The 23,862-nt window shown below is 64.1% G+C and carries 24 protein-coding genes and 1 pseudogene; 11 read left to right on the top strand and 14 right to left on the bottom strand.

What is annotated here, in order from left to right; all coding sequences use genetic code 11:
• Nucleotides 1–242: 242 nt before the first annotated feature.
• On the bottom strand, nt 243–1,016 hold the full coding sequence (locus AC25Y4_RS12700) for an iron-dependent transcriptional repressor DtxR (RefSeq protein ID WP_488120780.1): 774 nt from the start codon (nt 1,014–1,016) through the stop codon (nt 243–245).
• 88 nt (nt 1,017–1,104) lie between these two features.
• Here AC25Y4_RS12700 and serC point away from each other — a divergent pair, with 88 nt between their 5' ends.
• Nucleotides 1,105–2,223 (top strand): phosphoserine transaminase, encoded by a 1,119-nt coding sequence (gene serC / locus AC25Y4_RS12695; protein WP_488120779.1) that lies wholly within the window; start codon nt 1,105–1,107, stop codon nt 2,221–2,223.
• A gap of 8 nt (nt 2,224–2,231) precedes the next feature.
• Nucleotides 2,232–2,396 (top strand): annotated as a pseudogene (locus tag AC25Y4_RS12690) (DUF2530 domain-containing protein); the annotation flags it as partial.
• Here AC25Y4_RS12690 and AC25Y4_RS12685 read toward each other — a convergent pair.
• Together AC25Y4_RS12685 and AC25Y4_RS12680 are read right to left on the bottom strand one after the other, a co-directional pair.
• Nucleotides 2,337–3,110, bottom strand: coding sequence for a DUF3027 domain-containing protein (locus tag AC25Y4_RS12685; RefSeq protein ID WP_488120778.1), 774 nt, complete (start codon nt 3,108–3,110; stop codon nt 2,337–2,339). The pseudogene AC25Y4_RS12690 and the gene AC25Y4_RS12685 overlap by 60 nt on opposite strands.
• Nucleotides 3,103–3,483: a cold-shock protein gene (locus AC25Y4_RS12680; protein WP_488120777.1), complete on the bottom strand. Its 381-nt coding sequence runs from the start codon at nt 3,481–3,483 to the stop codon at nt 3,103–3,105. Before AC25Y4_RS12680 ends, AC25Y4_RS12685 begins: the two co-directional genes overlap by 8 nt.
• A gap of 92 nt (nt 3,484–3,575) precedes the next feature.
• Between AC25Y4_RS12680 and AC25Y4_RS12675 the strand changes: the two genes are divergently transcribed.
• Genes AC25Y4_RS12675 through AC25Y4_RS12665 form a run of 3 tightly spaced genes read left to right on the top strand, consistent with a single transcriptional unit; the run spans nt 3,576 to nt 7,405 of the window.
• Nucleotides 3,576–3,851 (top strand): hypothetical protein, encoded by a 276-nt coding sequence (locus AC25Y4_RS12675; RefSeq protein WP_488120776.1) that lies wholly within the window; start codon nt 3,576–3,578, stop codon nt 3,849–3,851.
• 5 nt (nt 3,852–3,856) lie between these two features.
• Nucleotides 3,857–5,716, top strand: coding sequence for a helicase-associated domain-containing protein (locus tag AC25Y4_RS12670; protein WP_488120775.1), 1,860 nt, complete (start codon nt 3,857–3,859; stop codon nt 5,714–5,716).
• 45 nt (nt 5,717–5,761) lie between these two features.
• The gene (locus AC25Y4_RS12665) at nt 5,762–7,405 is read left to right on the top strand and encodes a DNA repair helicase XPB (RefSeq protein WP_488120774.1); all 1,644 of its coding nucleotides are present in this window, start codon (nt 5,762–5,764) and stop codon (nt 7,403–7,405) included.
• Here AC25Y4_RS12665 and AC25Y4_RS12660 read toward each other — a convergent pair.
• From AC25Y4_RS12660 to AC25Y4_RS12650, 3 genes are read right to left on the bottom strand one after another with little or no spacing between them, the layout of a single operon-like run.
• The gene (locus AC25Y4_RS12660) at nt 7,402–8,145 is read right to left on the bottom strand and encodes a pyrimidine reductase family protein (protein ID WP_488120773.1); all 744 of its coding nucleotides are present in this window, start codon (nt 8,143–8,145) and stop codon (nt 7,402–7,404) included. The two genes, AC25Y4_RS12665 and AC25Y4_RS12660, sit on opposite strands and share 4 nt — an antisense overlap.
• A 2-nt stretch (nt 8,146–8,147) precedes the next feature.
• Nucleotides 8,148–9,056 carry a dihydropteroate synthase gene (folP, locus tag AC25Y4_RS12655; protein WP_488120772.1) on the bottom strand — a complete coding sequence of 303 codons (909 nt, stop codon included), beginning with the start codon at nt 9,054–9,056 and terminating at the stop codon, nt 8,148–8,150.
• A gap of 9 nt (nt 9,057–9,065) precedes the next feature.
• Nucleotides 9,066–10,370 (bottom strand): NAD(P)/FAD-dependent oxidoreductase, encoded by a 1,305-nt coding sequence (locus tag AC25Y4_RS12650; RefSeq protein WP_488120771.1) that lies wholly within the window; start codon nt 10,368–10,370, stop codon nt 9,066–9,068.
• A gap of 151 nt (nt 10,371–10,521) precedes the next feature.
• On the opposite strand from AC25Y4_RS12650, the gene AC25Y4_RS12645 reads away from it, so the two are divergent.
• The 3 genes from AC25Y4_RS12645 to AC25Y4_RS12635 all read left to right on the top strand — a co-directional run bounded on the left by AC25Y4_RS12645 (nt 10,522) and on the right by AC25Y4_RS12635 (nt 13,367).
• On the top strand, nt 10,522–11,214 hold the full coding sequence (locus tag AC25Y4_RS12645) for a response regulator transcription factor (RefSeq protein ID WP_414802590.1): 693 nt from the start codon (nt 10,522–10,524) through the stop codon (nt 11,212–11,214).
• Between the two features lie 31 nt (nt 11,215–11,245).
• Nucleotides 11,246–12,982 (top strand): sensor histidine kinase, encoded by a 1,737-nt coding sequence (locus AC25Y4_RS12640; protein ID WP_488120770.1) that lies wholly within the window; start codon nt 11,246–11,248, stop codon nt 12,980–12,982.
• A 94-nt stretch (nt 12,983–13,076) separates the two neighbouring features.
• The gene (locus tag AC25Y4_RS12635) at nt 13,077–13,367 is read left to right on the top strand and encodes a WXG100 family type VII secretion target (RefSeq protein WP_488120769.1); all 291 of its coding nucleotides are present in this window, start codon (nt 13,077–13,079) and stop codon (nt 13,365–13,367) included.
• A gap of 10 nt (nt 13,368–13,377) precedes the next feature.
• Here AC25Y4_RS12635 and AC25Y4_RS12630 read toward each other — a convergent pair whose 3' ends face one another.
• Nucleotides 13,378–14,295, bottom strand: a complete 918-nt coding sequence (locus AC25Y4_RS12630) for a hypothetical protein (RefSeq protein ID WP_488120768.1) — start codon at nt 14,293–14,295, stop codon at nt 13,378–13,380.
• 13 nt (nt 14,296–14,308) lie between these two features.
• Here AC25Y4_RS12630 and AC25Y4_RS12625 point away from each other — a divergent pair, with 13 nt between their 5' ends.
• The gene (locus AC25Y4_RS12625; RefSeq protein WP_488120767.1) at nt 14,309–14,491 is read left to right on the top strand and encodes a hypothetical protein; all 183 of its coding nucleotides are present in this window, start codon (nt 14,309–14,311) and stop codon (nt 14,489–14,491) included.
• Between the two features lie 140 nt (nt 14,492–14,631).
• Here the strand turns inward: AC25Y4_RS12625 and AC25Y4_RS12620 are convergent, their stop codons facing one another.
• From AC25Y4_RS12620 to AC25Y4_RS12595, 6 genes are all read right to left on the bottom strand, one after another.
• Nucleotides 14,632–15,723, bottom strand: coding sequence for a hypothetical protein (locus AC25Y4_RS12620; RefSeq protein WP_488120766.1), 1,092 nt, complete (start codon nt 15,721–15,723; stop codon nt 14,632–14,634).
• A 155-nt stretch (nt 15,724–15,878) separates the two neighbouring features.
• Nucleotides 15,879–17,507 (bottom strand): chaperonin GroEL, encoded by a 1,629-nt coding sequence (gene groL, locus AC25Y4_RS12615; protein WP_488120765.1) that lies wholly within the window; start codon nt 17,505–17,507, stop codon nt 15,879–15,881.
• A gap of 118 nt (nt 17,508–17,625) precedes the next feature.
• Nucleotides 17,626–18,636, bottom strand: a complete 1,011-nt coding sequence (locus AC25Y4_RS12610; RefSeq protein ID WP_488120764.1) for a DUF3048 domain-containing protein — start codon at nt 18,634–18,636, stop codon at nt 17,626–17,628.
• 154 nt (nt 18,637–18,790) lie between these two features.
• Nucleotides 18,791–18,994, bottom strand: coding sequence for a cold-shock protein (locus tag AC25Y4_RS12605; protein ID WP_488120763.1), 204 nt, complete (start codon nt 18,992–18,994; stop codon nt 18,791–18,793).
• A gap of 188 nt (nt 18,995–19,182) precedes the next feature.
• The gene (locus AC25Y4_RS12600; RefSeq protein WP_488120762.1) at nt 19,183–19,752 is read right to left on the bottom strand and encodes a LytR C-terminal domain-containing protein; all 570 of its coding nucleotides are present in this window, start codon (nt 19,750–19,752) and stop codon (nt 19,183–19,185) included.
• A 12-nt stretch (nt 19,753–19,764) separates the two neighbouring features.
• The gene (locus tag AC25Y4_RS12595; RefSeq protein WP_488120761.1) at nt 19,765–20,154 is read right to left on the bottom strand and encodes a DUF3263 domain-containing protein; all 390 of its coding nucleotides are present in this window, start codon (nt 20,152–20,154) and stop codon (nt 19,765–19,767) included.
• 237 nt (nt 20,155–20,391) lie between these two features.
• Here AC25Y4_RS12595 and msrB point away from each other — a divergent pair, with 237 nt between their 5' ends.
• Nucleotides 20,392–20,790 carry a peptide-methionine (R)-S-oxide reductase MsrB gene (gene msrB, locus AC25Y4_RS12590; RefSeq protein WP_488120903.1) on the top strand — a complete coding sequence of 133 codons (399 nt, stop codon included), beginning with the start codon at nt 20,392–20,394 and terminating at the stop codon, nt 20,788–20,790.
• A 73-nt stretch (nt 20,791–20,863) separates the two neighbouring features.
• Here msrB and AC25Y4_RS12585 read toward each other — a convergent pair whose 3' ends face one another.
• A complete protein-coding gene (locus tag AC25Y4_RS12585; RefSeq protein ID WP_488120760.1) occupies nt 20,864–21,892 on the bottom strand; it encodes a LacI family DNA-binding transcriptional regulator in 1,029 nt (342 codons plus the stop codon).
• Nucleotides 21,893–22,023: 131 nt separating this feature from the next.
• On the opposite strand from AC25Y4_RS12585, the gene AC25Y4_RS12580 reads away from it, so the two are divergent.
• On the top strand, nt 22,024–23,805 hold the full coding sequence (locus tag AC25Y4_RS12580) for a glycoside hydrolase family 35 protein (protein WP_488120759.1): 1,782 nt from the start codon (nt 22,024–22,026) through the stop codon (nt 23,803–23,805).
• Nucleotides 23,806–23,862 lie beyond the last annotated feature (57 nt).

The raw sequence follows: 23,862 nt of genomic DNA, 5'->3' as shown, positions 1-23,862 counted from the left end.
ATTCAGCCAAAGTGTGAACCTCCGGCGCCTCAACAACACTAGGTAGTTGCCCCGTCCAATGCGCTAATCGCGTGCGTTCCGAGCCAAGAGACGGGCCAAGGAGGCGTCTTAGTTCGAAGTCCTTCGACCGACTTCTGGTCTGTGGGACGCGTTCGACGCTACGGCACCCCGGCCGATTTGTCACCTTGACTGCAAAATTCGCTCACAAGTTGATAACGAATTTGGGCCCCACTCTGGGTGGGTCAGACGCGATAGCGGCCGCTGTCGTCGGGGATACCCGAGCGATCGATCGAATCGAACGGGGCTGCTTCAGCCACAATCGGAGTCGTCACGAACAGGTGGCTCGCGACCTCGTTCGGCAGCTCAATACCGTCGACAAAGCCGTCAACCTGCACGAGCACGTACGAGCCAACGGATGCCGAGAAAACGCCGGTGTTCCCCGGCATGACGCCGGACTGCTTCAGCTGCGCAAGCAGCTCAGGGTCGAACTGCACCGGCTCGCCCAGGCGACGGATGACGGCGGTCACGGGTCCGCTCGAGCGCGCGACCACATTGACAACGCTGGTGACGCCCTGCATGAACGGGGCTGCGGGAGCATGGCCCAATTCTTCGAGGCCGGGAATGGGGTTTCCGTATGGTGACTCAGTGGGGTGACCGAGCATCTCGAGGATCTTGCGTTCGACCTGCTCACTCATCACGTGTTCCCAGCGGCATGCTTCGTCGTGAACGAACTCCCACTCGAGCCCGATGACGTCGCTGAGCAGTCGCTCCGCAAGCCGGTGCTTGCGCATGACATGCACGGCTTTGCTGCGGCCAGCCGCGGTCAGCTCGAGGTGTCGATCGCCGGAGACCACGACGAGGCCGTCTCGCTCCATGCGTGCGACGGTCTGTGAGACCGTGGGACCAGAGTGCCCGAGGCGCTCAGAGATCCGTGCCCGGAGGGGAACGATGTTCTCTTCCTCCAGATCAAGAATCGTCCGGAGATACATCTCAGTGGTGTCGATTAGATCCGTCATACCGGCCTCTCACTCGCGCAGATCGCGTCCCGCATTTTGGCGCTGGGTCAACCTTACCCGTCGCACTGGTGCCAACTAGAATCTCCCTATGCCGGATCTGACTATTCCCTCTGACCTCTTGCCCGCCGACGGACGTTTCGGTTGCGGACCGTCCAAGATTCGGCAGGAACAGGTCGACTACCTCGCCGGGTTCGGCGCCAGCATCCTCGGCACGTCGCACCGCCAGGCTCCGGTGAAGAACCTGGTCGGCCGCGTCCAGTCCGGCCTGGCAGATCTCTTCCGTGCACCTGAGGGCTACGAGGTCGTCCTCGGCAACGGCGGGTCCACCGCCTTCTGGGACGCCGCAGCCTTCTCCCTTATCGAGCGTCGCAGCCAGAACCTGACCTTCGGCGAGTTCGGATCGAAGTTCGCCGCCGCCGCCGCGGCACCGTTCCTCGAGGCCCCCGATGTCATTTCCGCTCCGGCAGGCTCCCGCGCCGAGTTCGTCGCCACGGAGGGCGTTGACGTGTACGCCTGGCCGCAGAACGAGACCTCGACCGGTGTCATGGCCCCGGTCACTCGCGTGCACGGCGACGCTGGTGCGCTCACCGTCATCGACGCCACCAGCGCGGCGGGCGGCATCGACTTCGACGCCTCACAGGCGGATGTCTACTACTTCGCACCGCAGAAGAACTTCGCCTCAGACGGCGGACTCTGGATGGCCCTGTTCTCTCCGGCCGCCATCGAACGCGTGGAGCGCATCAACGCCAGCGACCGCTACATCCCCGAGTTCCTCAGCCTCAAGAACGCTGTCGACAACTCCAGGCTCAAGCAGACGCTGAACACCCCCGCGCTCTCCACCCTGCTGCTGCTTGAAAACCAGATCTCCTGGATGAACGACAACGGTGGCCTTGAGTGGGCGTCTGCACGCACGCGCGAGTCGTCATCCGTTCTCTACGACTGGGCAGAGCGTGTCGACTATGCAACGCCGTTCGTCACGAACCCCGACCACCGCTCGCAGGTCGTCGTCACCATCGACTTCGATGAGCAGATGGACGCTGCGGCAATCGCAAAGGTCCTGCGCGCCAACGGCATCGTCGACACCGAGCCGTACCGCAAGCTCGGCCGCAACCAGCTGCGCGTCGCAACGTTCACGGCCATCGAGCCAGCGGATGTTCGACAGCTCGTCTCGTCGATCGAATTCGTCGTCGAGAATATGGGGAACTGAGCAGCCCCATGCGTCTCTGGCTGAAGGACAGCGAAAGGCGACCGGACCCGCTGCCTGCGCGCACTGATGCGCGTAAGGCTTATGTAGCGGGTACGGTCGCCTGGCTGATCGCTTTAGTCGTGCTTCTCGTCTTCTCCGGTCAGCTGCGCGCCAACGGCCTCGACTGGTGGCTCTGGTGCGCTCTCATCGGAGTCGTCCTCGGCATCGTCGGACTCGTCTGGGTGCAGTTCCGACGTCGATAGCGCGCCGTCAAGCGCGCCGTCGAAGTCAATGCCGTCGAGGGCATCAACACCGTTGTCCTCGTCACCGAATTCTTCGTCGTCGAGCTCGTCCAGTTCCTCTTCGTCGAGCCCATCGGTGAGTTCGTCTTCGTCGTCGAGCTCTTCGTCGTCGAGCTCTTCATCGTCGAGTTCTTCGTCGTCGAGTTCTTCATCGTCGTCGTCGAGTTCGTCGAGCTCGTCGAGCTCACCGGATTCAACGGCAAGCGCTGCGGCGAGGTCCTGGGCTGCCCGATAGTCGCTCAGCCGCTCAGACCACGGGATCCAGTCAGGAGCCAGCAGCGCATCGCTGCCCGGCATCAACTCGGTCTCAAGCACCGACGGCGCTGAGTTCTCGTCGATGCGGGACATGCTGACCGTCCAGTGCCACCCGGGGTATCCGGTCATGGTGCACTCGAACAGGAGCGACAACACGTGCTTCCCCTCGACGATGTGACCGATGGGCTCGCCGACGGTCTCTGCCGGGGTGATTTTCGTCAGTTCGGCGCGCGCGAGATCGACCGCGGCGAGGAGTGCCTCGTCGGCATCGATCGGAACCGCAGACCCGGCACCGTCGCTCGCATCGTCGTGCGCGAGTTCGGCGTCTGTCGTGGGGTCTGAATCAGGCATCAAGTTCCTCTGCCACCTTGCGGAGCATCGCGGCGATCTTCTTACTGTGCGAACTTTCCGGGTAACGGCCGCGACGCAGGTTGGTGCCGATGCCGTCGAGGACCTTGACCAGGTCTTCGATGATGATCGCCATGTCGTCTGCGGGCTTGCGGCTGAGCTTCGCCAGGCTGGGCGGGGATTCGAGAACGCGCACGGACAGTGCCTGCGCGCCTCGTTTGCCATCGGCAATGCCGAACTCAAGCTTCGAGCCGGCCTTCACGCTCACTCCAGCGGGCAGCGCTGAAGCGTGCAGAAAGACCTCTTGGCCATCATCGGAGCTGATGAAGCCAAAGCCCTTCTCCTCGTCGTAGAACTTAACCTTGCCGGTGGGCATGTGAACCTCGCTGTGTTCCGGGCGCGCTGAAATGCGCGTCTTCTCAACTAGCTTATTCGTTTGGTAGCGCTCTCGCCCCGTATCCTAAGAGAGTGACCAATAAACCTACGCAGTCCGCCAACCGGCTCGAACGCATTCTGGCTTACATGGTTGCGGGCGTGGTCGGCGTCTCCATCCTCGCGTTCCTCGCCGTCATTATCGGTACGTCGAGCGGGGTCGGCGCCAACGATGGCTTCAGCCAGGGTGCGTGGCCATTGGTCATCACACTGCCGTTGTTCGGCCTTCCCATCGGATTCGTCCTCATCATCGCCCTGATGGTGTCGAACGGTGTCCGACGCGGCCGCGAAGCACGGCAGAACAGACAGTAGCCGACATGCTTACGCTCGCTACGCGCCTTCGATCGATGGATGACGCAGCGTTGCGCCATGCCGTCACTATTCGCGAGATCTCCCCCAGCGGCATCCGCGACTTCTTCGACCTTGCTGAAGCATTCCTCAACCCGGATGCCATCCAGCGCGGTCTCTCCCATCTCGATCGCCCCATGCTGGCCACGCTCGCCGTGGCCGCGGACATGACGGATGCGACGACCGCCCCGACGATCCCCGAGTTGGCGACACGACTCAGCGAACTGAGCGGGACATCCGTCAGCGTTGAGAGTGTTACAGCTCGCGTTGCGACGCTCGATGCGCTCCTCTTGCTGGTGACCACCAACGGCCAGGTACGCCCGTACGAGGCTGTGGCCGCTGTGCTCGCCGGGTGGCCGGAACGCGGGCTGCCGACATACGCCGAGCTGGCCGCAGCCCCGATTCCCGCCGTGACCACATCCGTGTCTGAGGCAGAGAAGCAGCTCACCGATCAGCGGGCCGCGGAGCGCGCGTTCAGCGTGGTCTCCTCCATAGCCGAACTCATCAACGAGCTCGCCAAGGATCCGGCGCGCGAGTTGAGCCGCGGCGGCATCGGGCTGCCGGACACCAAACGTCTTGCCATGGCCATGTCTATCGAACCTGACGCCGTCCCCGCCATCTTCGCCATCGCCGTGCGCGCCAACCTCATCTCGAAGGACGCCGGGCACTGGATGGAGACGGAGACCGGTGAGGCCTGGCTGCTTGAGGGCACGACGGCGCGCTGGACGGCCCTCGCACAGTCATGGCATGCCGCGCTTCCACAGGACGTCCGCGACATCCTCTCCCAGCGTCCAGGCCTCGCCTGGGGAGAAGGACTGCACAGCTTCGTTTCCTGGCTGTATCCGGCTGGCGGAGAGTGGATGGACGAACGCGTCACCGAGTTTGCCCGCGACGCAGAACTCATCGGCATCACCGCCAACCAGATCGCGAGCACGGCAGGTGCCGCCGTACTCGCCGGCGACATGGCGACCGCCATCGAAACCGTGCGCGCATCGCTGCCGGCCGAGGTCGGCCAGGTCTACGTGCAGCATGATCTCTCCATCGTCTCCCCCGGTCCGCTCGCGCCCTCGATTGATGCTCGGCTTCGCTCGCTGGCCGATGTGGAAAGCAGGGAGCTGGCATCCAGCTATCGCATCTCGCACGCCTCTGTGACCCGTGCGCTGGCGGCGGGCGAGAGCGCAGCGTCGTTGCTTGAGTTCTTGCGGGGCATCTCGCTCACGGGCATTCCGCAGCCGCTCGAGTACCTCATCGTTGAAGCGGCTGAACGGTTCGGTCGGGTGCGTATCCGTCCAGCCGAGGCCGAGGACGCTCCTGCCCAGACCATCGTGCGGTCCGACGACCCTGAGTTGCTTGGCACCATTGCCGTCGACCAGACGCTGACTCACCTCGGGCTCGTGCGCACCGCGGACGACCGACTGACCAGCCGGTTCGCGCCCGACGTCGTGTTCTGGGCACTGAATGACGCCAGGTACCCCGTCGCCGCCGAGAATGCACAGGGGGAGATCGTGCACCTGCGCCGGCACAAGCTGGCACGGGTGGTCGACACACCGCTGCCAGATCCGGCAGTCGCCCTGATCGAGACTGTGCGCGCCAGCGACGGCGGCGAGAGTGCTGCGCCGAGCGCCTGGCTGGCACGGCAACTGGATGTCGCCATCAAGTCAAAGCAGACTGTCACGGTGAGCATCCTGATGCCGGGCGGCGGAGTCGTCGACTACCTGCTGGAGCCGGCAAGCGTGGGTGGCGGCCGGTTCAGGGCGAGGGATCGCCGGGCCGACATCGAACGCACACTGCCGATCTCGAGCATCATCAGCATCACGCCAGCTCCGTAGTGATACGCGCTTGCTGTTCACCCGGCAGGCGTAGGATTGGCGGTTATGTCTGACGGACCACTGATCGTCCAGAGCGATCGCACGGTATTGCTCGAGGTTGCACACCCTCTCGCCGAGGATGCCCGCCACGATTTGGCGGTTTTCGCCGAGTTGGAACGCGCTCCAGAGCACATTCATACCTACCGGATCACCCGGCTTGGACTGTGGAACGCCAGGGCAGCTGGGCACGCAGCGTCTGACATGCTCGCGACGCTGGAGAAGTATTCAAAGTTCGCCATCCCGCAGACCGTGTCGGTGGATATCGAAGAGACCGTCGGCCGCTACGGTCGCCTCGTCATCGAACGCGACGACGATGGCGCGCTCATCCTGCGGAGCAACGATGAGGCAGTGCTCACCGAGATCTCGCGCGCGAAGCGCATTTCTCCCCTGCTGATCGGGCACCCCACTCCCGACTCGTTCCTGATCGAACCGTGGGCTCGCGGACAGCTGAAGCAGGAGCTCGTCAAGCTGGGGTGGCCGGCTGAAGACTTCGCCGGGTACACCCCTGGCACCCCGCATCCCATCGACCTGGTCGAGAACGGCTGGAGCCTGCGCGGCTACCAGAACAAGGCCGTGTCCAACTTCTTCGAGGGCGGCTCCGGCGTCGTCGTGCTGCCCTGTGGTGCAGGCAAGACCCTGGTCGGTGCCGGCGCCATGGCAACGGCCAAGACCAACACCCTCATCCTCGTGACGAACACCGTGTCGGCCAGGCAGTGGCGCGATGAGCTGCTGAAGCGCACGACGTTGACGCCAGAGGAAATCGGCGAATACTCCGGACAGCTGAAAGAAGTGAAGCCGGTCACCATCGCCACGTACCAGATCCTCACAGCCAAGCGAAAGGGCGAATACGCCCACCTCGCACTGCTCGACGCGATGGACTGGGGCCTGGTCATTTATGACGAGGTGCACTTGCTGCCTGCCCCCGTGTTCAAGCTCACGGCGGAGCTGCAGGCCAGGCGCCGCCTCGGCCTGACCGCCACCCTGGTGCGCGAGGACGGCCGCGAAGGCGACGTCTTCAGCCTGATCGGCCCCAAGCGGTTTGACGCCCCGTGGAAAGAGATCGAGGCCCAGGGCTTCATCTCCCCCGCAGCGTGCTTCGAGGTGCGCATCGACCTGCCCCAGTCAGAGCGACTGAGCTACGCGGCAGCAGCCGACGACGAGCGTTACCGCATGGCGGCCACGGCACCGGCGAAGCTCGATGTAGTCAGGCAGCTGGTTGCGAGGCACGACGGCGAGCGCATTCTCGTCATCGCCCAGTACCTCGACCAGATCGACGAGCTCGCTGACGCCCTCGACGCCCCCAAACTCACGGGAGCCACGCCCATCGACGAACGCGAGCGCCTTTACCAGGCGTTCAGGGTCGGCGAGGTGAACGTGCTCGTGGTGTCGAAGGTCGCCAACTTCTCCGTTGACCTGCCGGAGGCCACCGTCGCCATCCAGGTCTCTGGGTCATACGGCTCACGGCAGGAAGAGGCCCAGCGCCTCGGACGGTTGCTCCGCCCCAAGGAGTCCGGCCTGTCCGCGAACTTCTACACGCTCGTCGCCCGTGACACGGTCGACCAGGACTTCGCGCAGAACCGCCAGCGGTTCCTCGCAGAGCAGGGGTACAGCTACACGATCCTCGACGCTGGGAACCTGGTGCCTGCCTAGCCTTGTCGGTCAGGGCGCGCGTAGCGCAGGAACAGCATGTCCCCGGCTGAGAACGCATGCAGCAACGACATCCGCCGTGTCGCTCGCGTGCTGCCGCGTGCGATGCGTCCAGCCGGTCCGCCCTCAAGCAGTGGGCTGACGCTCAGGCACAGCTCATCGACGGCGTCAGCCTCGATCAGCGCACCGAACAGGTGAGGTCCGCCCTCACAGAGAAGCTGCGTGAAGCCGCGGGCCGCGAACTCGGCGACCATCTGCGCTGGGTCGACGGCATCCGCTCCACAGAGGAGAACGTCGGCGACCTCGGCGAGCGCCGCCCGCTTGTCGGCAGGAGACGCAGCATGCGTCACGACGAGTGGCCGCACGACGGCTTCTGTGAAGAACGGATGCGCCGGGTCGACATCTAGCCGCGAGGAGACGATCGCGAGCGGCGGCTGTGGCGTCAGCCCGTGAGCGGTTCGCCAGGCTACGGCATCGGGCGCAAGCTCCACTCCCCCGTAGCCCTCGGCGCGCACCGTGCCTGCGCCGACGATGATCGCGTCTGCCAGCATCCGGAGCGTGTCAAAGACAAGCTTGTCGTCGGCGTTGCCCAGGCCACCGCTCAGTCCGTCGAAGGTGGCCGCGCCGTCGAGACTGGTAATGAAGTTCACCCGCACGCGTGGGGTGAGGCGGTCATCGACCAAGTAGCGCTGGATGATCTCGTCCTGGCCCAGAACCGACATGGTGCCGTCAGCGTTGGTCACGATCACGCCATGTTGTGACGCAGGTAGGCGGGTTCGCGGAAGCCAAGGATGGCCTCTGTCATGCGTACCGCGTCGACGGCAGCTGGAACGTTGTGCATCCGCACGATCCGCGCCCCCTGCAGGATGCAGAAGACCGCGGCGGCGAGGGACCCTTCGACCCGCTGGTTCCGTTCCCTGCCCAGGCTCTCGCCGATGAAATCCTTGTTCGACACCGCAGCCAGCGTCGGCAGGCCGATCGCGGTGATCTCCGCCAACCGGCGGGTCAGCTCCAGCGTCTGCATCGTGTTCTTGTTCAGGTCATGGCCAGGGTCGATGATGATGCGTTCCAGCGGCACGCCACGCTCGACCGCGAGGGCGACGCGCTGCCGCAGGAAGTCCCCGACCTCTGCGGCAACATCTGCGTACTGCGGGGACGGGTATGGCATGCGTGGTCGCGCCAGGCTGTGCGTGATCACGAGGGTGGCATCGCTGTCGGCGACGACCTCTGCAATGGCCGGGTCGTGCACACCGGTGGTGTCGTTGATGATGTGGGCACCGGCCGCGATGCCGGCACGCGCAACGTCGGGGTGGAACGTGTCGACGGAGATGATCGCGCCGGAACCGCGCAGGGCTTCGACGACCGGCACGACCCTGTCGATCTCTTCGTCAATGGGAATCGGTGGCCCAGGCGCGAACTTGGCCCCGCCGATGTCGAGCCAGTCAGCGCCATCCGCCAACGCCTGCTCTGCAGAGGCGACGGCAGCGTCGAGCGCGAACGTCGCACCCTGGTCGTAGAAGGAGTCTGGTGTGCGGTTGATGATCGCCATCACGGCGACCTCCCGGGAGAAGTCGAACACCCGCCCGCCGATTCGACGCTCAGGATGGATCAGTTCGGGAAACACGATCCCCGTCGCTGCGGGTGCAACCGTCATATCGTTCCCCTAGTCTGCGGTACCGGTGAGCTGGCTTTCCAGCGTAATACGCTCGTCGGCGAGCCGCTCGGGCGTGACCACCACTCCAGAGCGGATGAAAGCCTGAACCGTCTCATTCACATCCCACACGTTGACGTTCATCCCGGCGACCACGCGCGACCCCGCCACCCAGAATGCGATGAACTGGCGATCGTCGAGGCTGCCGCGAATCACCACCATTGCATCCCCCATGAGGTCGCCGTACCCGGAGAACTCCATGCCGAGGTCGAACTGGTCGGTGTAGAAATACGGAATCTCGTCGTACGCCACTGCCGCCCCTGCCATCGAGCGACCGGCCGCTGCTCCTGCTTTCTCCGCGTTGGCCCAGTGCTCAATCCTGAGCGGATGTCCGAGCACAGGATGGTACACAGCGGCCACATCCCCGACGGCATAGACGTCGGGGTGCGCCGACCTGAAGGCAGAGTCAACGACAATCCCGTTGTCGACATGCAGCCCGGCATCCGCTGCCAGCTGGGTGTTGGGAATGGCGCCGATTCCCACCACCACGATGTCGGCCGGCACAATCCGACCGTCGCCGAGCATCACGCCGGCGACGGTTGACGCTGTTCCGGTTGACGCTGTTCCGGTTGACGCTGTTCCGGTCGGCGCTGTGCCAGTCGCAGTGCCGACGATCTCGGCCACCGAGGTATTCATGAGCACCTCGACGCCGTTGTCCCTGTGCAGTTGCAGGAACACCGCGCCCATCTCCGCGCCGATGGCCCCGCTCAGGGGGATGTCGCCCTGCCCAAGCACCACCACCTCGTTGCCGTAGCCCCTCGCTGCCGACGCGACCTCGAGTCCGATCCAGCCGGCACCGATGATGACGACCCTGCGGTGCCCTGGCTGCAGCGCGGCGCGCAAGTGTTGCGAATCGGCCACCGTGCGGAGGGAGTGCACCCCGGCGAGATCGGCACCTGGGCCGCCAAAACTCCGCGGTGTGGCGCCGGTAGCCAGCAGCGCCTTGTCGTAGCGCAGCACTTGGCCACTGGCGAGGGAGAGCTCGTGACGTTCCGCCGACAGCCCGGCAGCGACTGCCCCCGGCAGAATCTCCACATCATGCTCCGCGTACCAGCCGGGGTCCTGCACGAAAATCGACTCGCGCTCCGCCGCTCCCGTCAGATAGTCCTTCGACAACGGCGGACGGATATAGGGATACTCGTCCTCGGCCGCCACGATGATGATCCTGCCCAGGAAGCCCTCGGCTCGCAGCGCCTCTGCTGCTCGCGCGCCTGCCAGGCCGCCGCCCACGATGATGAAGCTCTGCTCGCTCAGCATGGTGCCCTCGTTCCTGTGTCCCCCGCCATACCGCTGGGGTCACCACTGACGCTAGGTGCAAAATGAAGTTTTGTCATCGGGCATCCGCTGGCCTCAATCGCACACTGACGGCTCTCAGGAAAGATTCAGCCAACGCGCAGATACTGGGGGCATGACTGATGGCCCACGCATTCTTATTGTTGACGACGAGCCCAACATCCGGGATCTCCTCACGACCAGCCTGCGCTTTGCCGGTTTCGCGGTGCGCGCGGTTGGAAACGGCGCCCAGGCGATTTCTGCGGTGCTTGAGGAAGAGCCCGACCTCATCATTCTCGACGTCATGCTGCCCGACATGAACGGATTCGGCGTCACCAAGCGCCTCCGTACCGCCGGTTACACGGCACCCATCCTGTTCCTCACGGCCAAGGACGACACCGAAGACAAGATCACCGGCCTCACCGTTGGTGGCGACGACTATGTCACCAAGCCGTTCAGCCTCGACGAGATCGTGGCACGCATCAAGGCGATCCTGCGTCGCACGATGCAGGCCGACGAAGATGCCGTCATCCGTGCCGGTGAACTCACCATGGATCAGGACACCCACGAGGTTCTCGTTGGCGACGAGCCAATCGAGCTCTCCCCCACAGAATTCAAGCTGCTGCGCTACCTGATGCTGAACCCCAACCGGGTGCTGTCGAAGGCGCAGATCCTCGACCACGTCTGGGAATACGACTTCAACGGCGATGCCGGAATCGTGGAGTCGTACATCTCATACCTCCGTCGCAAGGTCGATGCCCACTCCAGTGAACCGCTCATTCAGACCAAGCGAGGATTCGGATATATGTTGAAGGCCGCAAAGGCATAGTCCCAGATTGGTGTCGTAATCTGGGGGCCTTATGCACGAGTCATTGACTGCGCGGCTCGCCCGCATTTCACTCCGTTCCAAGATCACGGGCGTTACCGTGCTCATGCTCACGCTTGGCCTGCTCGTGTCCGGAATCGGAACGATGGCCATGCTGAAGCAGTACGTGGTGCAGCAGATTGACCAAAGCCTGGTAGCGGATGCCGGCACGGGGCTGGACAGCACCCTGCAGGAGTCGCTGAGCGGCACCTCAGACGGCATGTCGTCTGATTACTTCCTGGCGTTATTCGACGCCAATGGCACTCCGCTGTCGCACACGACGGCCGATGTGACGCCGGAGATCTCGGTTCCGATGGACCTGGCTGCGGTGACGGAGCGTGGCAACACGATCGTCACACTCGCCAACTCGGCCAACGACACGACATTTCACGCGGTCAGCGTCCCGTTCAAACTGAATGACCAGGGCGCGCTCGGTTCGCTGCTCATCGCAGTGTCGCTGCAACCCACCGAGAACACGATGGCCACGTACCTCACGATTTTCCTGGGGTTCGGACTCGGCGTTGTGCTGGTGGGCGCATTACTCACCAACCTTCTGGTGACGACGACCTTCGCGCCACTCCGCGAGGTCGAAAGAACAGCGGCAGAGATCGCGGACGGAGACTTCAGCCAACGACTTGGCGGAGCGACGCCCAATACCGAGGTCGGCCGGCTCAATCGCTCACTGAACACCATGCTTAACCGCATCGACCGGGCGTTCAAAGACAGAGCCAGAACCATTGACCAGATGCGGCGCTTCGTCGGCGATGCCAGCCACGAACTTCGCACCCCCCTCGTGTCGGTGCGCGGCTACGCAGAGCTGTACCGCATGGGCGCCCTCCAGACGCCAGAAGATGTCGCCCAGGCGATGGAACGCATCGAAAAGGAAGCCATCCGGATGGGTGGCCTGGTCGAGGACCTCCTCGAACTCGCCAGACTCGATGAAGCAAAGCCACTCGCGCTCGCTCCGGTTGACCTCGTTCCGCTGGCCCGCGACGCCGCGCTCGACGCCATGGCGTCGTCGCCAGGCCGCGTGGTCACCGTCACCGCCGCGCTCCGCACTGAGTTCAACGACACCGCCGAACTTCCCGCCCTCTCTGACACCGGAGTGTGGGACATTCCTGCTGCTCCCAGTGGCCAGGCCACTACCCCTGTCGCTCCAGACGCCCAGGCCCTTTCGGCGGCCAAGGGCCAGAACGCGCATCCGCTCACCGGGCCAATGTCCTTCGCAGGCGCAACGCTCGCACGACTGCGCACCCGCCGCCCGAGGAAAAACGGCGTCGAAGTTCTGGATGAGCCGGTCACGCAGAATGAACACCGCGAAGCCGCCCCGGCCATTGTGATGGCGGAAGAGAACAAGATCCGCCAGGTCATCACGAACCTGATGGGCAACGCCCTCCGCTTCACCAGCGTCGAGAGCCCGATCGAGATCGAGGTGGGGGTCGATTCGGCCACCCAGCGCGCCTCCGTCGCCGTGGTCGACCACGGAGAGGGAATCCCGCCGCAGATCCGCGAGAAGATCTTCCAGCGCTTCTGGCGCGCCGACACCTCCCGCGCCAGGGAAACGGGTGGCAGCGGGCTCGGACTGGCGATCGTCGCCTCGATCGTCGCGACGCACAACGGGACCGTCGAGGTCGTTGAGACTCCGGGTGGCGGTGCCACATTCCGTGTGTGGCTGCCCCTCGCAACGTCACCGAATGCCCCTCAGCCTCTCAGTCAGTCCGACAAGGGCTAGCAGCGGCTCCTCCCCAAGCCGCGCCTTCGTGTGTAAGTGCGCACGTCACATCCGCTGCCCGTGGTGACCGTCACCCGCTTCGTACGCTGTGGCCATGACGAGATATCAAGTAGACAGTGAAGAGGTCGTCGGCGCGAGCGCCATGGCTCGTGCGACCGGCGAACGCATTGAGGCTGAAGTGAACGGCATGCTCACCCAGCTCACCAACCTGCAATCCACCTGGTCAGGGCAGGCAGCAAGCGCGTTTCAGGGTGTCGTCACCGATTGGCGCGCCACCCAGCAGCACGTGGCGGAGAGCCTCGCCGGCATCAACGCAGCACTGAACCAGGCCGGGCAGCATTATGCGGAGATCGAGCAGGCCAATGCGCGGCTCTTCGGACGCTGAGGCCTGAGGCCTAGGTACGGGCATTGAGGTTGGCGAGCACGACTTCGGCGATGGGCTGAACGTTGCTGCGAATGGCGTCGAGGTCGGTGCCTTCCGGAATTCCGCCGCCTCCAGGAGAGTGCTGGTTGATGGAGACCTGAATCCAACTGTCGTCGACGACGAAGTCAATCGTGCACGAGGCGTTCTCATCGGCGCACTGCAGATGGGCCTCCTGGCCTGGCTGTGCTCCCGCCAGCGTCACGGGACTCGATACCCCGGCAGCGGTCCACGCGGTCGCAAGCTGGTTGTATGCCCATCCGCCCCCGGGGAGGAATGACACGGCACCTACGTTCGCATCCGAATCGACGAATTGAAGGGCACATCGTTCACTGTGGGTCGACGCCATCCCGTAGGAATATTGACCGACTCGCGGCCCGTCCCACTGCGGCCCCACGATGATGCCAGACACTCCAGTCAGCTCGGCTGCCTGGGCGTCACTCAGCATGACAGAGCAGTCGAGCGGCGTTGTGTGGGCGTCGACGGGCGGTGTCCACGCGGGCGGCACTGGCTGCTCCGCTCGCAGCCCCTCGACCAGGGAATCGGTGAACTGGCGGGCGATGGCTGACATCTCAGTCTCGGACTCGGCAGTACCGGCACCCGTGCCTTCGAGCCGGAGGTCTACCCAGTAGCTGCCGATGAGACCCTGGAAATAGCATCCGCCTTGACCGTAGTCAGTCGCCATCACGCATCGCGGACCAATCGCGTCGGCCCCGTATGGAGAGGGCTCGCTGGTCGACGCATATGTTTTCTTGTATTTCTCCCACGGCGCTGCACCATCGGGCACGATCTCCAGGATCGCTTCTCGGTACGAAGGATCCGGATCCCACGGCAGTGACAGCTCCTTGTTCGCCCAGACGCACACGAGCGCGCCCAGCTGTCTGGTTGCCATCGTGGTTGGAGTATTGAATCGTTCGTCCAGGGCGACCGGCATCGCCACAACATCGTCGGACACCGCCGCCCTGACTACCGCCGGCGGCACCAGGTCGTCGCACGTTGCCGACAAGCGTGGCGTGGGTCTGTCGGACGCTGGGCTTGGCGTCGAAGTTGGTGCGGAGGTGGGCAACGGCGATACCGGCGCACTTTGAGGAGGCGATGCCTCCGCTGCGCAGCCGGTCAACACCAATGCCGTGAGCAGCACGCTCAGCCCGGCCACACCCCATCGATTCCCCATGGCTACAGGCTAGTGGTGATGGTGCGGAAGCTGCCGGAGCCCGCACAGCATGATCTAGCCCGCGGCCAGCACCTCGGCCAAGCGGATCAATCGTGACGCCGGGTTGCCCTCCTGCTCCGTGGCTGCTCCCATGCTGAGCAGCACCCAAGTGCCGCGAAGGTTCATCTCGAGCGATGCTTGGGTGGGGGTCTCCGGACTGCGCCGCACAAAGGCCGAGCCTGTTTCCAGCCCAGAGATCTCAATCGCCTCGACCTCGTCGGATAACGCGGCCACGTCCCGCGCTGCGGCAAAGAGGTCACCTGACGCAGGCAGAGTCACAATCGAGGCACTTCGACCGCCGCCGTCGCGCGCGATTCCGCAGACTAAACCACCGCCGGCCATGATTGCGCCGTACGTGGCGTTGCTGCTTCGGTAGCTATATCCGACCGTGAATGTCGCGGCGGGCAGGTCAAGTGCGTCACTGATGGCTTGTTCACTCACGAAGTCCCCGCAGAGCGTTGGCCACGACGCCGACTGCGCGGGGAACTCGGCGGCGTTGCTCGGTGGCATCGCCCGCACAGCCGCCATGACGGTATCGATCGCCGCTTGCACGCCGGTGCCGTTGACTGCTGCCGGATCGCCTGTTCCCCCGACCTCCATATCGACCCAGTACTCGCCGAGCAGCGCTCCACTGCTGCAGTAGCCCCAGGCGCAACCCCCGGACGGCTCGCCCGGCACATTCCCGTCGAGTTCGCTGCTAATTCTCGCGGCGATGTCGGCTGCGTGCGGAACGACAGTCACGCGGACGGTGTGGGTTTCTTCAGGATTCTCAGAGACGGAGTCGACACCCCACATGCACTCCAATGATCCGGAATTCCGGGCGGCAGCCGCCCAGATCCCGTCACGCCCGGCCACGTCGGCCCGCTGAACCCCCGGCAGTGGTTCGCCGAAAATGGCATCGACGGTTGCTTGCGGGAGTAGATCGCTGCAGCTGCCTGGCACCAGCTGCACAGGCCAGGTGACGGGTTCAGGCGTTGGACTGGGCGCGGGCGCTGCCGTCACCGATGGGGATACGGATGGAGTTACCGAAGGCGCTGCCGCGGCACATCCTGCCATCCCGACGACGAGCAGTACGGCGAGAGCTGAACGAATCCCCACATTCTTCATGAGCCAAGGCTAACGGCAGGAATCATAGGTCCGGGCGACATCCGCTCTCGATCGGATCACGATAGCCCCGCGCAGCCGATACAACGACGCTGGGCGCCTCCCGAAGGAGACGCCCAGCGTGTGAAGCAGGTGAAGCGGTGAACTACTAAGCGGACTTAGAAGTCCATGCCACCGGTCGGGTCGCCAGCAGGAGCAGAGTTCTTCTCCGGCTTGTCGGCGACAACGGCCTCGGTGGTGAGGAACAGGCCAGCGATCGACGATGCGTTCAGCAGCGCGGAGCGGGTGACCTTTACCGGGTCATTGATTCCGGCAGCGATCATGTCAACGTACTCACCGGTCGCGGCGTTGAGGCCGTGTCCGACGGGCAGGTTGCGCACCTTGTCTGCAACAACGCCCGGCTCCATGCCGGCGTTGAGTGCGATCTGCTTGAGCGGAGCGTCGATGGCAACGCGCACGATGTTCGCGCCAGTTGCCTCGTCGCCGACGAGGTCAAGGACTGCCTTGCTCTCGAATGCGGCCTTGCCAGCCTGGATGAGCGCAACGCCACCACCGGCGACGATGCCCTCTTCGACAGCTGCCTTTGCGTTACGGACTGCATCTTCGATGCGGTGCTTGCGCTCCTTGAGCTCAACCTCCGTAGCGGCGCCGGCCTTGATGACTGCAACGCCACCAGCAAGCTTCGCGAGACGCTCCTGGAGCTTCTCACGGTCGTAGTCGCTGTCGGTGTTCTCGATCTCGGCACGGATCTGGGCGACACGGCCGGCAATTGCCTCCACGTCTCCAGCGCCCTCGACGATGGTGGTCTCGTCCTTGGTGATAACGACCTTGCGGGCGTTACCGAGAAGGTCGAGGGTCACGTTCTCGAGCTTGAGGCCAACCTCTTCAGAGATGACCTGACCACCGGTGAGGATGGCGATGTCCTGCAGCTGCGCCTTGCGACGGTCGCCGAAGCCAGGAGCCTTGACGGCAACCGACTTGAAGATGCCACGGATCTTGTTCACAACGAGCGTGGCCAGAGCCTCGCCGTCGACGTCCTCAGCAATGATGAGGAGCTGCTTGCCGGTCTGGATGACCTTGTCAACGATCGGCAGCAGGTCCTTGATGTTGGAGACCTTGGAGTTGACGATCAGGATGTAGGGGTCTTCGAAGACCGCTTCCTGACGGTCGGGGTCGGTGACGAAGTATGCCGACAGGAAGCCCTTGTCGAAGCGCATGCCCTCGGTGAGTTCGAGCTCGGTGCCGAAGGTGTTCGACTCCTCGACGGTGACAACACCTTCCTTGCCGACCTTGTCGATTGCCTCAGCGATGATCGCGCCGATTTCGGCGTCGCCGGCAGAGATGGATGCGGTGGCCGCGATCTCTTCCTTGGTCTCGATCTCCTTGGCGCTGGCGATGAGTTCGGCGATGACTGCTGCAGTCGCCTTCTCGATGCCGCGCTTCAGGCTGATCGGGTCAGCGCCGGCTGCAACGTTGCGCAGTCCTTCGCGAACCAGTGCCTGAGCCAGGACGGTTGCGGTCGTGGTGCCATCGCCTGCGACGTCGTCAGTCTTCTTGGCGACCTCCTTGACGAGCTCAGCACCGATCTTCTCGTACGGGTCGTCGAGTTCGATCTCCTTGGCGATGGACACGCCATCGTTGGTGATCGTGGGAGCGCCCCACTTCTTTTCGAGCACGACGTTGCGTCCGCGCGGGCCGAGGGTGACCTTGACCGTGTCAGCGAGGATGTTCAGGCCGCGCTCAAGGCCACGACGGGCCTCTTCATTGAAAGCAATGATCTTTGCCATGTGTGTTTCTCGTCCCTCCCGGACGTTCCAAAAAAGTGGTGGGTTAGCACTCAAATAACGAGAGTGCTAAGTCGATTCTGGCACTCTGATGCCGAGAGTGCAAGTAATCGGCGGGCCGCTATGGCAGCAGTTCCACCGAGCCCTGGTCTGTCGGGACCAGCTCAATCCAGGTGTTGCCCGCCGCGAGTCGAATCGTGACGCCGTTGTCGTCAACCAGACGGATCGGAGCAGCCTGCGCGTCCTTGAACCAGGTCGCGTGAATGCTCTTGCCGCCGGTCGAGACCCACGCCTCTCCGGTGCCGATCATCGTCGTTTTCGGAACGTCTCCGTACGTCCAGTCGATCTCGACCCGCAGCACGACAACGTTGGTCGACGCCAGCTGATGGTCGTCGCTGTCGAGGTCGGGTTCACCCTCCTGCGACCGCAGGTATGCCCCGTCGGCTACCGACCACGTCCAGCTCGGCCACCGCGCGTCAGAGAATCGTGTGTTGATGGTGCCCGTTGGCACGCCATCGACAACGGCAGACGAACCGGAGGCAGTGGCTGCATACGCGAACTGCTGCAGAGGAGGAGTGAGCTCCGCGTGCTGGGCGATGAGTTCCCTGGCCTTCACCACGACATCGTGCGGAGAGTCCTTGCCATCGATCCGGTAGAAGAGGCCTGCCTCGTCATAGTCGAAGACCGCATTCACGACATCGGTGCGCTTCATCATGTCGATGAACTGCTCCTGGCCACCTGAGTAGGCGACGATGCCACCCAGTGGTGCGATGATGTCGGGGTCCATCGGTCGGATCGAGCGCACCGGCCCGAGGAGATCGGGGACATCTGACTGCCAGACTGCGACGTAGCGGGTGATGCCACCCTCCACGAGTTCTTCGAAGACGATGTCGGTGCGCTCCAGGCCGATCTGGGGGCGAGCGTCACTGTGGTTGTCGATCTTCGCGGCGAGCGACGGGTTCTGCAGGCTTCCCGCCGGAATGGTCGTCCCTCGGAGCGGTGCAAGTTCGGTGGCGTCTGGCTCCTCGTATGACGAGTGGCGCTGTGCGGCATCCGCTGTCGAAGCCGCCGATGGTTCGACGGCAGAGCAACCCCCAAGGAGCAGTGCGGCAGGCACGGCCAATGCAAACATCGAAACGAGAAGACGGGGGCGCGAGGAGGCTCTCAGGTTCGAAGTCACGACCCAAACACTAATGCCGCCCGGAGTACCGGACGGCGTTAGCTGGGGCGTGCCCCGAAATTTGCGTGCTAGATGTGAGGTGCTTGATACGGATGCCTGATACGGACTAGAGCGGACGAACCGCTTCAGCCTGCGGGCCCTTGGCACCCGTTCCAACCTCGAAGACGACCGCTTGGCCTTCTTCGAGGACTTTGTAGCCGTTCATGTCAATGGCGGAGTAGTGAACGAATACGTCCTGCCCTCCCTCGTCAACCGTGATGAAGCCGAAGCCCTTCTCAGCGTTGAACCATTTAACGGTGCCGTTCGCCATGTGTTACTCCCCTTGGTGCGTAGTGCGTGGTACATATCCACGTCCAGATACTAGCCAAACGCAGCCAAAAGAAAATAGCTGTGACCACCTTAAACGTCGCGAAATGGCAACAATTTACACGACGTTAATGCGATGGACCACCCGCCGATTCACGCGGTCGGCGGCACGGGTTCTGAAGGGGGGTGAGCCTAGCCTGCGGGAACGAAGTCGTTGCCCACCACGACGGTGATGGCCGCGCCGCTTTCCGCGAAGTCGGGTGACAGCAGGGTGGTGGCGCCTGGAATGGCGCTTGCAACGCCGAGTGCCGCTCCCTCGAGAGTCGGGTCCTGGTAGTACACGACGGTCGTCGGGACGTCTTCGGTGCTGGCGTTCGAGGTTGCGCCAACGCTCCAGCCGGCATCCGTCAAGGTCTGTCCGACGGCTGCAGCAACACCAGTGCCTGGCGTTCCGTTCAGCACCGTGATGCTGATGCTCGGGTCAAGAGTGGCCTCCGGTGTCGGAGCGACAGTTTCAGCCGGTGCTTCCTCTGTGGGAGCGGCTGCGGTGCTGCTCGCTGCGCCAGGCAACTCAAAGTTGAGCCTGTCGTTGAGGGCGAGAAGGCCGACGGCCCCCAGGCCGACGAGCACGATCGTCGCGAAGAGGGCCCAGGCGAAGGTGACCCAGCCTTTCCTTCTACTTCCGACGGCGCGGTGGGCTCCGACGCGTTCAGTCGTGTGCGGCAGGGTATCGAAGCGGTCTTTCGCAGGTTTTTTCGGCATCGTCTGTCTGATTCAGTCCTCGGTAGGGTGGTCACTCGGTTGGCTGGAGTCGGCGTTGATCGATCGACGCGCCCGTGACTCTGCCCTGGCCTCACGCATCCGGTGCAGTCGATTCACCAGCATCGGGTCATGGACAAGCGCGCCCGGATTGTCGATGAGCGCGCCTAATACTTGATAGTACCGGGCAGACGACAGCCCCAACTCAGAGCGGATGGCCTCTTCTTTGGCGCCGACATGCCGCCACCACTGTCGTTCAAAGGCCAGGACAGCCAGGTCTCGTTCTGACAGGTCGGTGTGCGTGGTCGCAGAACTCATCTGGGTGGCTGACCGCATTTGGGTGGCTGACTGCGCAGTGCCGTTCGACAGCGAGGTGCCCGCGCTTGAATCCTGTACGTTCCGCACCCGTGCCTCCTCTGTTGCCGCGTGGCTGGTCCGAGCCACTGGCACGGTTAGCGTCATCCTATTTGGGAGCGCCTGAGAGTTCGCGGAAGCGGCACGGCGCGCGGGCAAGTCGGCGGTGTCGCGCTGGAGCGTGCCGCGAGAGACCAGTGGAATGGAATGCCGAGGGGCTGCCGCGAGTTTAGGCTTGTGGAGTGTGTGAGCTGGCAGTTTCCAGCTCTGCTGACGAAGGGACGCACCATGGACTACGAAGTACAGAAGTCTGACGCCGAATGGCGTGAGGAGCTGACCCCTGATCAGTACGCGGTTCTGCGCGGAGCAGCGACCGAACGGGCCTGGACAGGCGAGTTGCTCGATGAGAGCCGCTCTGGTGTCTACACCTGCGGCGCCTGCAACGCCGAGTTGTTCAAGAGCGGTACCAAGTTCGATTCCGGATGCGGATGGCCGAGCTTCTACGAGTCAGTGCGCCCTGACGCGGTCGAGCTGATCGAAGATCACTCACTGGGCATGGCACGCACGGAAGTACGGTGCGCGAAATGTGGATCCCACCTCGGCCACGTCTTCGATGACGGCTTCGGCACCCCCACGGGCGACCGCTACTGCATGAACTCGATCTCGCTGAACTTCAAAGAAGCGTAAGCAGCACAGCGCCGTAAGTAGTACAGACGAGCCGCCGGATTCGCCTCAGCATGAGGTGAGTGCGGCGGCTTCGTTATGCGCTCGGCGCGGGTGGCGGAGCCGTCGAAGCCCTGACGATGAGGTCGGCTCGAAGTGGCTCCACCGGGCTCGCGTCGCGCTTCTCGATCATGTCGATCACCTGGGTTGCCGCTGCGCGCCCCACCTCTTCGAACGGCTGGCGCACGGTCGTGAGCGCCGGCGCGGCGTATGCAGCGAGTGCGATGTCATCGACGCTGACGACCGAGACGTCGTCTGGCACAGTGCGCCCGGCCTCGTGCAGCGCCCGAATGACGCCGAACGCCATCTCATCGCTGGAGACGAACACCGCGGTGGCGTCGGGGATCGCCGCGATCGTGCGCCCTGCCCTGTACCCGGACTCCGGGGACCAGTCACCGGGGATCACCGGCGGCGGGGTCACCCCGCGTTCGAGGAGCACCGCTTCCCACTCCTCACGGCGCGCATTGGACTCCTGCCAGAACTCATCCCCTGAGACGTGCCAGACGGTCCGGTGGCCGAGATCGAGCAGGTGCTCTGTGGCCGCGCGGGCAATGGCGCGCTGGTCGACGAGTGCGTCGGTTCCGACGCCACCTGACTGTCGGTGGCCGACGGTTGGCGTGCGTTCGGTGCGCGTGCCGAGTGCCTCGGCGAGAAATCCGACGGGCGCGAGGATCACGATCCCTTCTGCACCCTGTCGCTCGAGGCGATCAAACGCACTGAGAAAGGATGCAGGGGCTGAGTGGTGCGGGACGCTCGCCGAGGTCACCGCGTAACCCTCCTCTGAGGCAACCGCCTCGACGCCGAGCAGGATCGCGCTGGTCGAGTACTGGGCAGAGGAGATGGAGATCACGCCGATGGTACGGCTGCGACCGGATGCAAGGGAGGCTGCGGCCGCATGCAGTCTGTATCCGACGGCATCCACGGCGGCGAGGACGCGTTGCGCGGTCTCTGGGCGCACATTTGGGTGCCCTGAAATCACGCGGGACACCGTTTGGGTCGATACCCCGGCTGCCCGGGCGACGTCGACTTGGTTCGGTGCCCGATCCGGCTGTGAACGGCGTGGCATGTGCCCAGTGTAGTGAGCGTTCACACATTACTGGCGAAACACCACACGAGAGCGCCGAAATGCGAGATAATGTGAGCGCAAACATTCTTCTCAATTGGGCACCATGCCCCGCAACACAAGGGAGGCCGCGGATGGTCGCGACCGACAGCCACATCAGCGTTGATTCAGTAGCTGCGCTCACATATCGCGACAGCGTTATGCTGCGCAATGGGCGCCCTCACCGGATGCTCGCCGGCGCGGTGCACTATTTCAGGGTGCACCCCGACCAGTGGGAGGACCGCCTCCGCCGTCTCGCGGCAATGGGAGCGAACACCGTCGACACCTACATCGCCTGGAACTTCCATGAGGAGACGGAAGGCGAGCCTCGTTTTGACGGATGGCGTGACATTGAGCGATTCATCCGCCTCGCCGGCGAGGTCGGCCTTGATGTGTACGTGCGTCCGAGCCCGTACATCTGCGCTGAGTGGTCGAACGGCGGGTTGCCCGTCTGGCTCACCGGACGCTCGCGTGGCGTGCGCAGCAGCGATCCCGCATACCGCGAGGCCGTCGAGGCCTGGTACGAGGCGCTCCTCCCCCGCCTGGCACCGCTCCAAGCTGCGCACGGCGGCCCGATCGTGGCCGTGCAGGTCGAAAACGAGTACGGCTCCTTCGGCTCAGATCACGAGCACCTCGAACACCAGCGTGACCTGCTTCGACAGCACGGCATCGTTGAGCTTCTCACCACGGCCGACGGCATCACCGCAGGCATGCAGGACAACGGTTCTGTCGATGGTGCGATGCCCAGCTTCACCTTCGGCACCGGCGTGGCAGAGGCCGTTCGACTTCTCCCCGATGCCACTCCCCTGCTCTGCAGCGAGCTGTGGGGCGGCTGGTTCGATCACTGGGGCGAGCGCCACCACGTGCGGAGCGCCACAAGCATGATCAGCACCGTCGACGAGCTGCTGGCCGCCGGCGGTTCTGTGAGCCTGTACATGGCGCACGGCGGCACGAACTTCGGCCTGTGGAACGGCGCGAACTGGGACGGCACACTGCAGCCGACGGCGACAAGCTATGACTCCGACGCTCCCATCGCAGAAGACGGCAGGGTCGGCGCCAAGTTCGAAGCACTGCGCGCATCGTTCGCTCCGTTCCACGACGGACCGCTGCCTGAGCTGCCCCCCGCACCGCGGTTCCAGGCTCCCCAGACCGTCCAGCTCACGGCAGAGGCATCACTCATCACCGCTGTACAGGCACTTCCCGCGAGCGCGCCACGCCCTCACCCGGCCACGTTCGAAGATCTCGGCATCTCCGACGGGATCGTCGCCTATGAAACGACAGCCGTGCTGCACGGCGAAACCGTGCTCGCGATCACGGGTCTCCACGACCGCGCCACCGTGTTCCTTGACGGTGAACGAGTCGCAACCCTCGACCGCGACGGAGAGACCAGCACCGTCCTCAACGAGTCTGCGCCCGACGGTGTTACACGCTCCGTCGTGATCACGATCGTCGTTGAGAGCCTCGGCCGCATCAACTACGGTCCGAAGATCGGCGAGCACAAGGGCATCCTGGATGGCGTGCTCCTCGGGCGCCGCTACGCGCACGGCTGGACCCACCGCGTTCTCCCCTTGGAGGATCTGCAGCCGGAAGGGTCGCCTGGAACCGACGGATACGCCTCTGTCGTTATCCACGTCGCAGAACCTGCCGACGCCTGGCTGGCATTCCCCGGCGGGGTGAAGGGCATGGTCTGGGTCAACGGCTTCCTCATCGGCCGGTACTGGAATGTTGGTCCGCAGGTGACCCTGTACGCGCCTGCACCCCTGTGGCGCGCCGGCCACAACGAGGTCCGCATTCTCGACCTCGAGCAGCTCGGCTGGGCAGTTGAGGTGCGCGACCACGCCGAACTCGGCGAGGTCGAGGAGTTCATCGGCTCCTAGCACACGCAACGAAAGAAGGCCCGCGGCATACGCCGCGGGCCTTCTTTCGTTATTGTC

It is taken from the genome of Leifsonia sp. Y878 (genome assembly GCF_057669685.1).
Note: the sequence above shows the minus strand (reverse complement) of the source record. Positions and strands in the feature narration are given on the sequence as shown.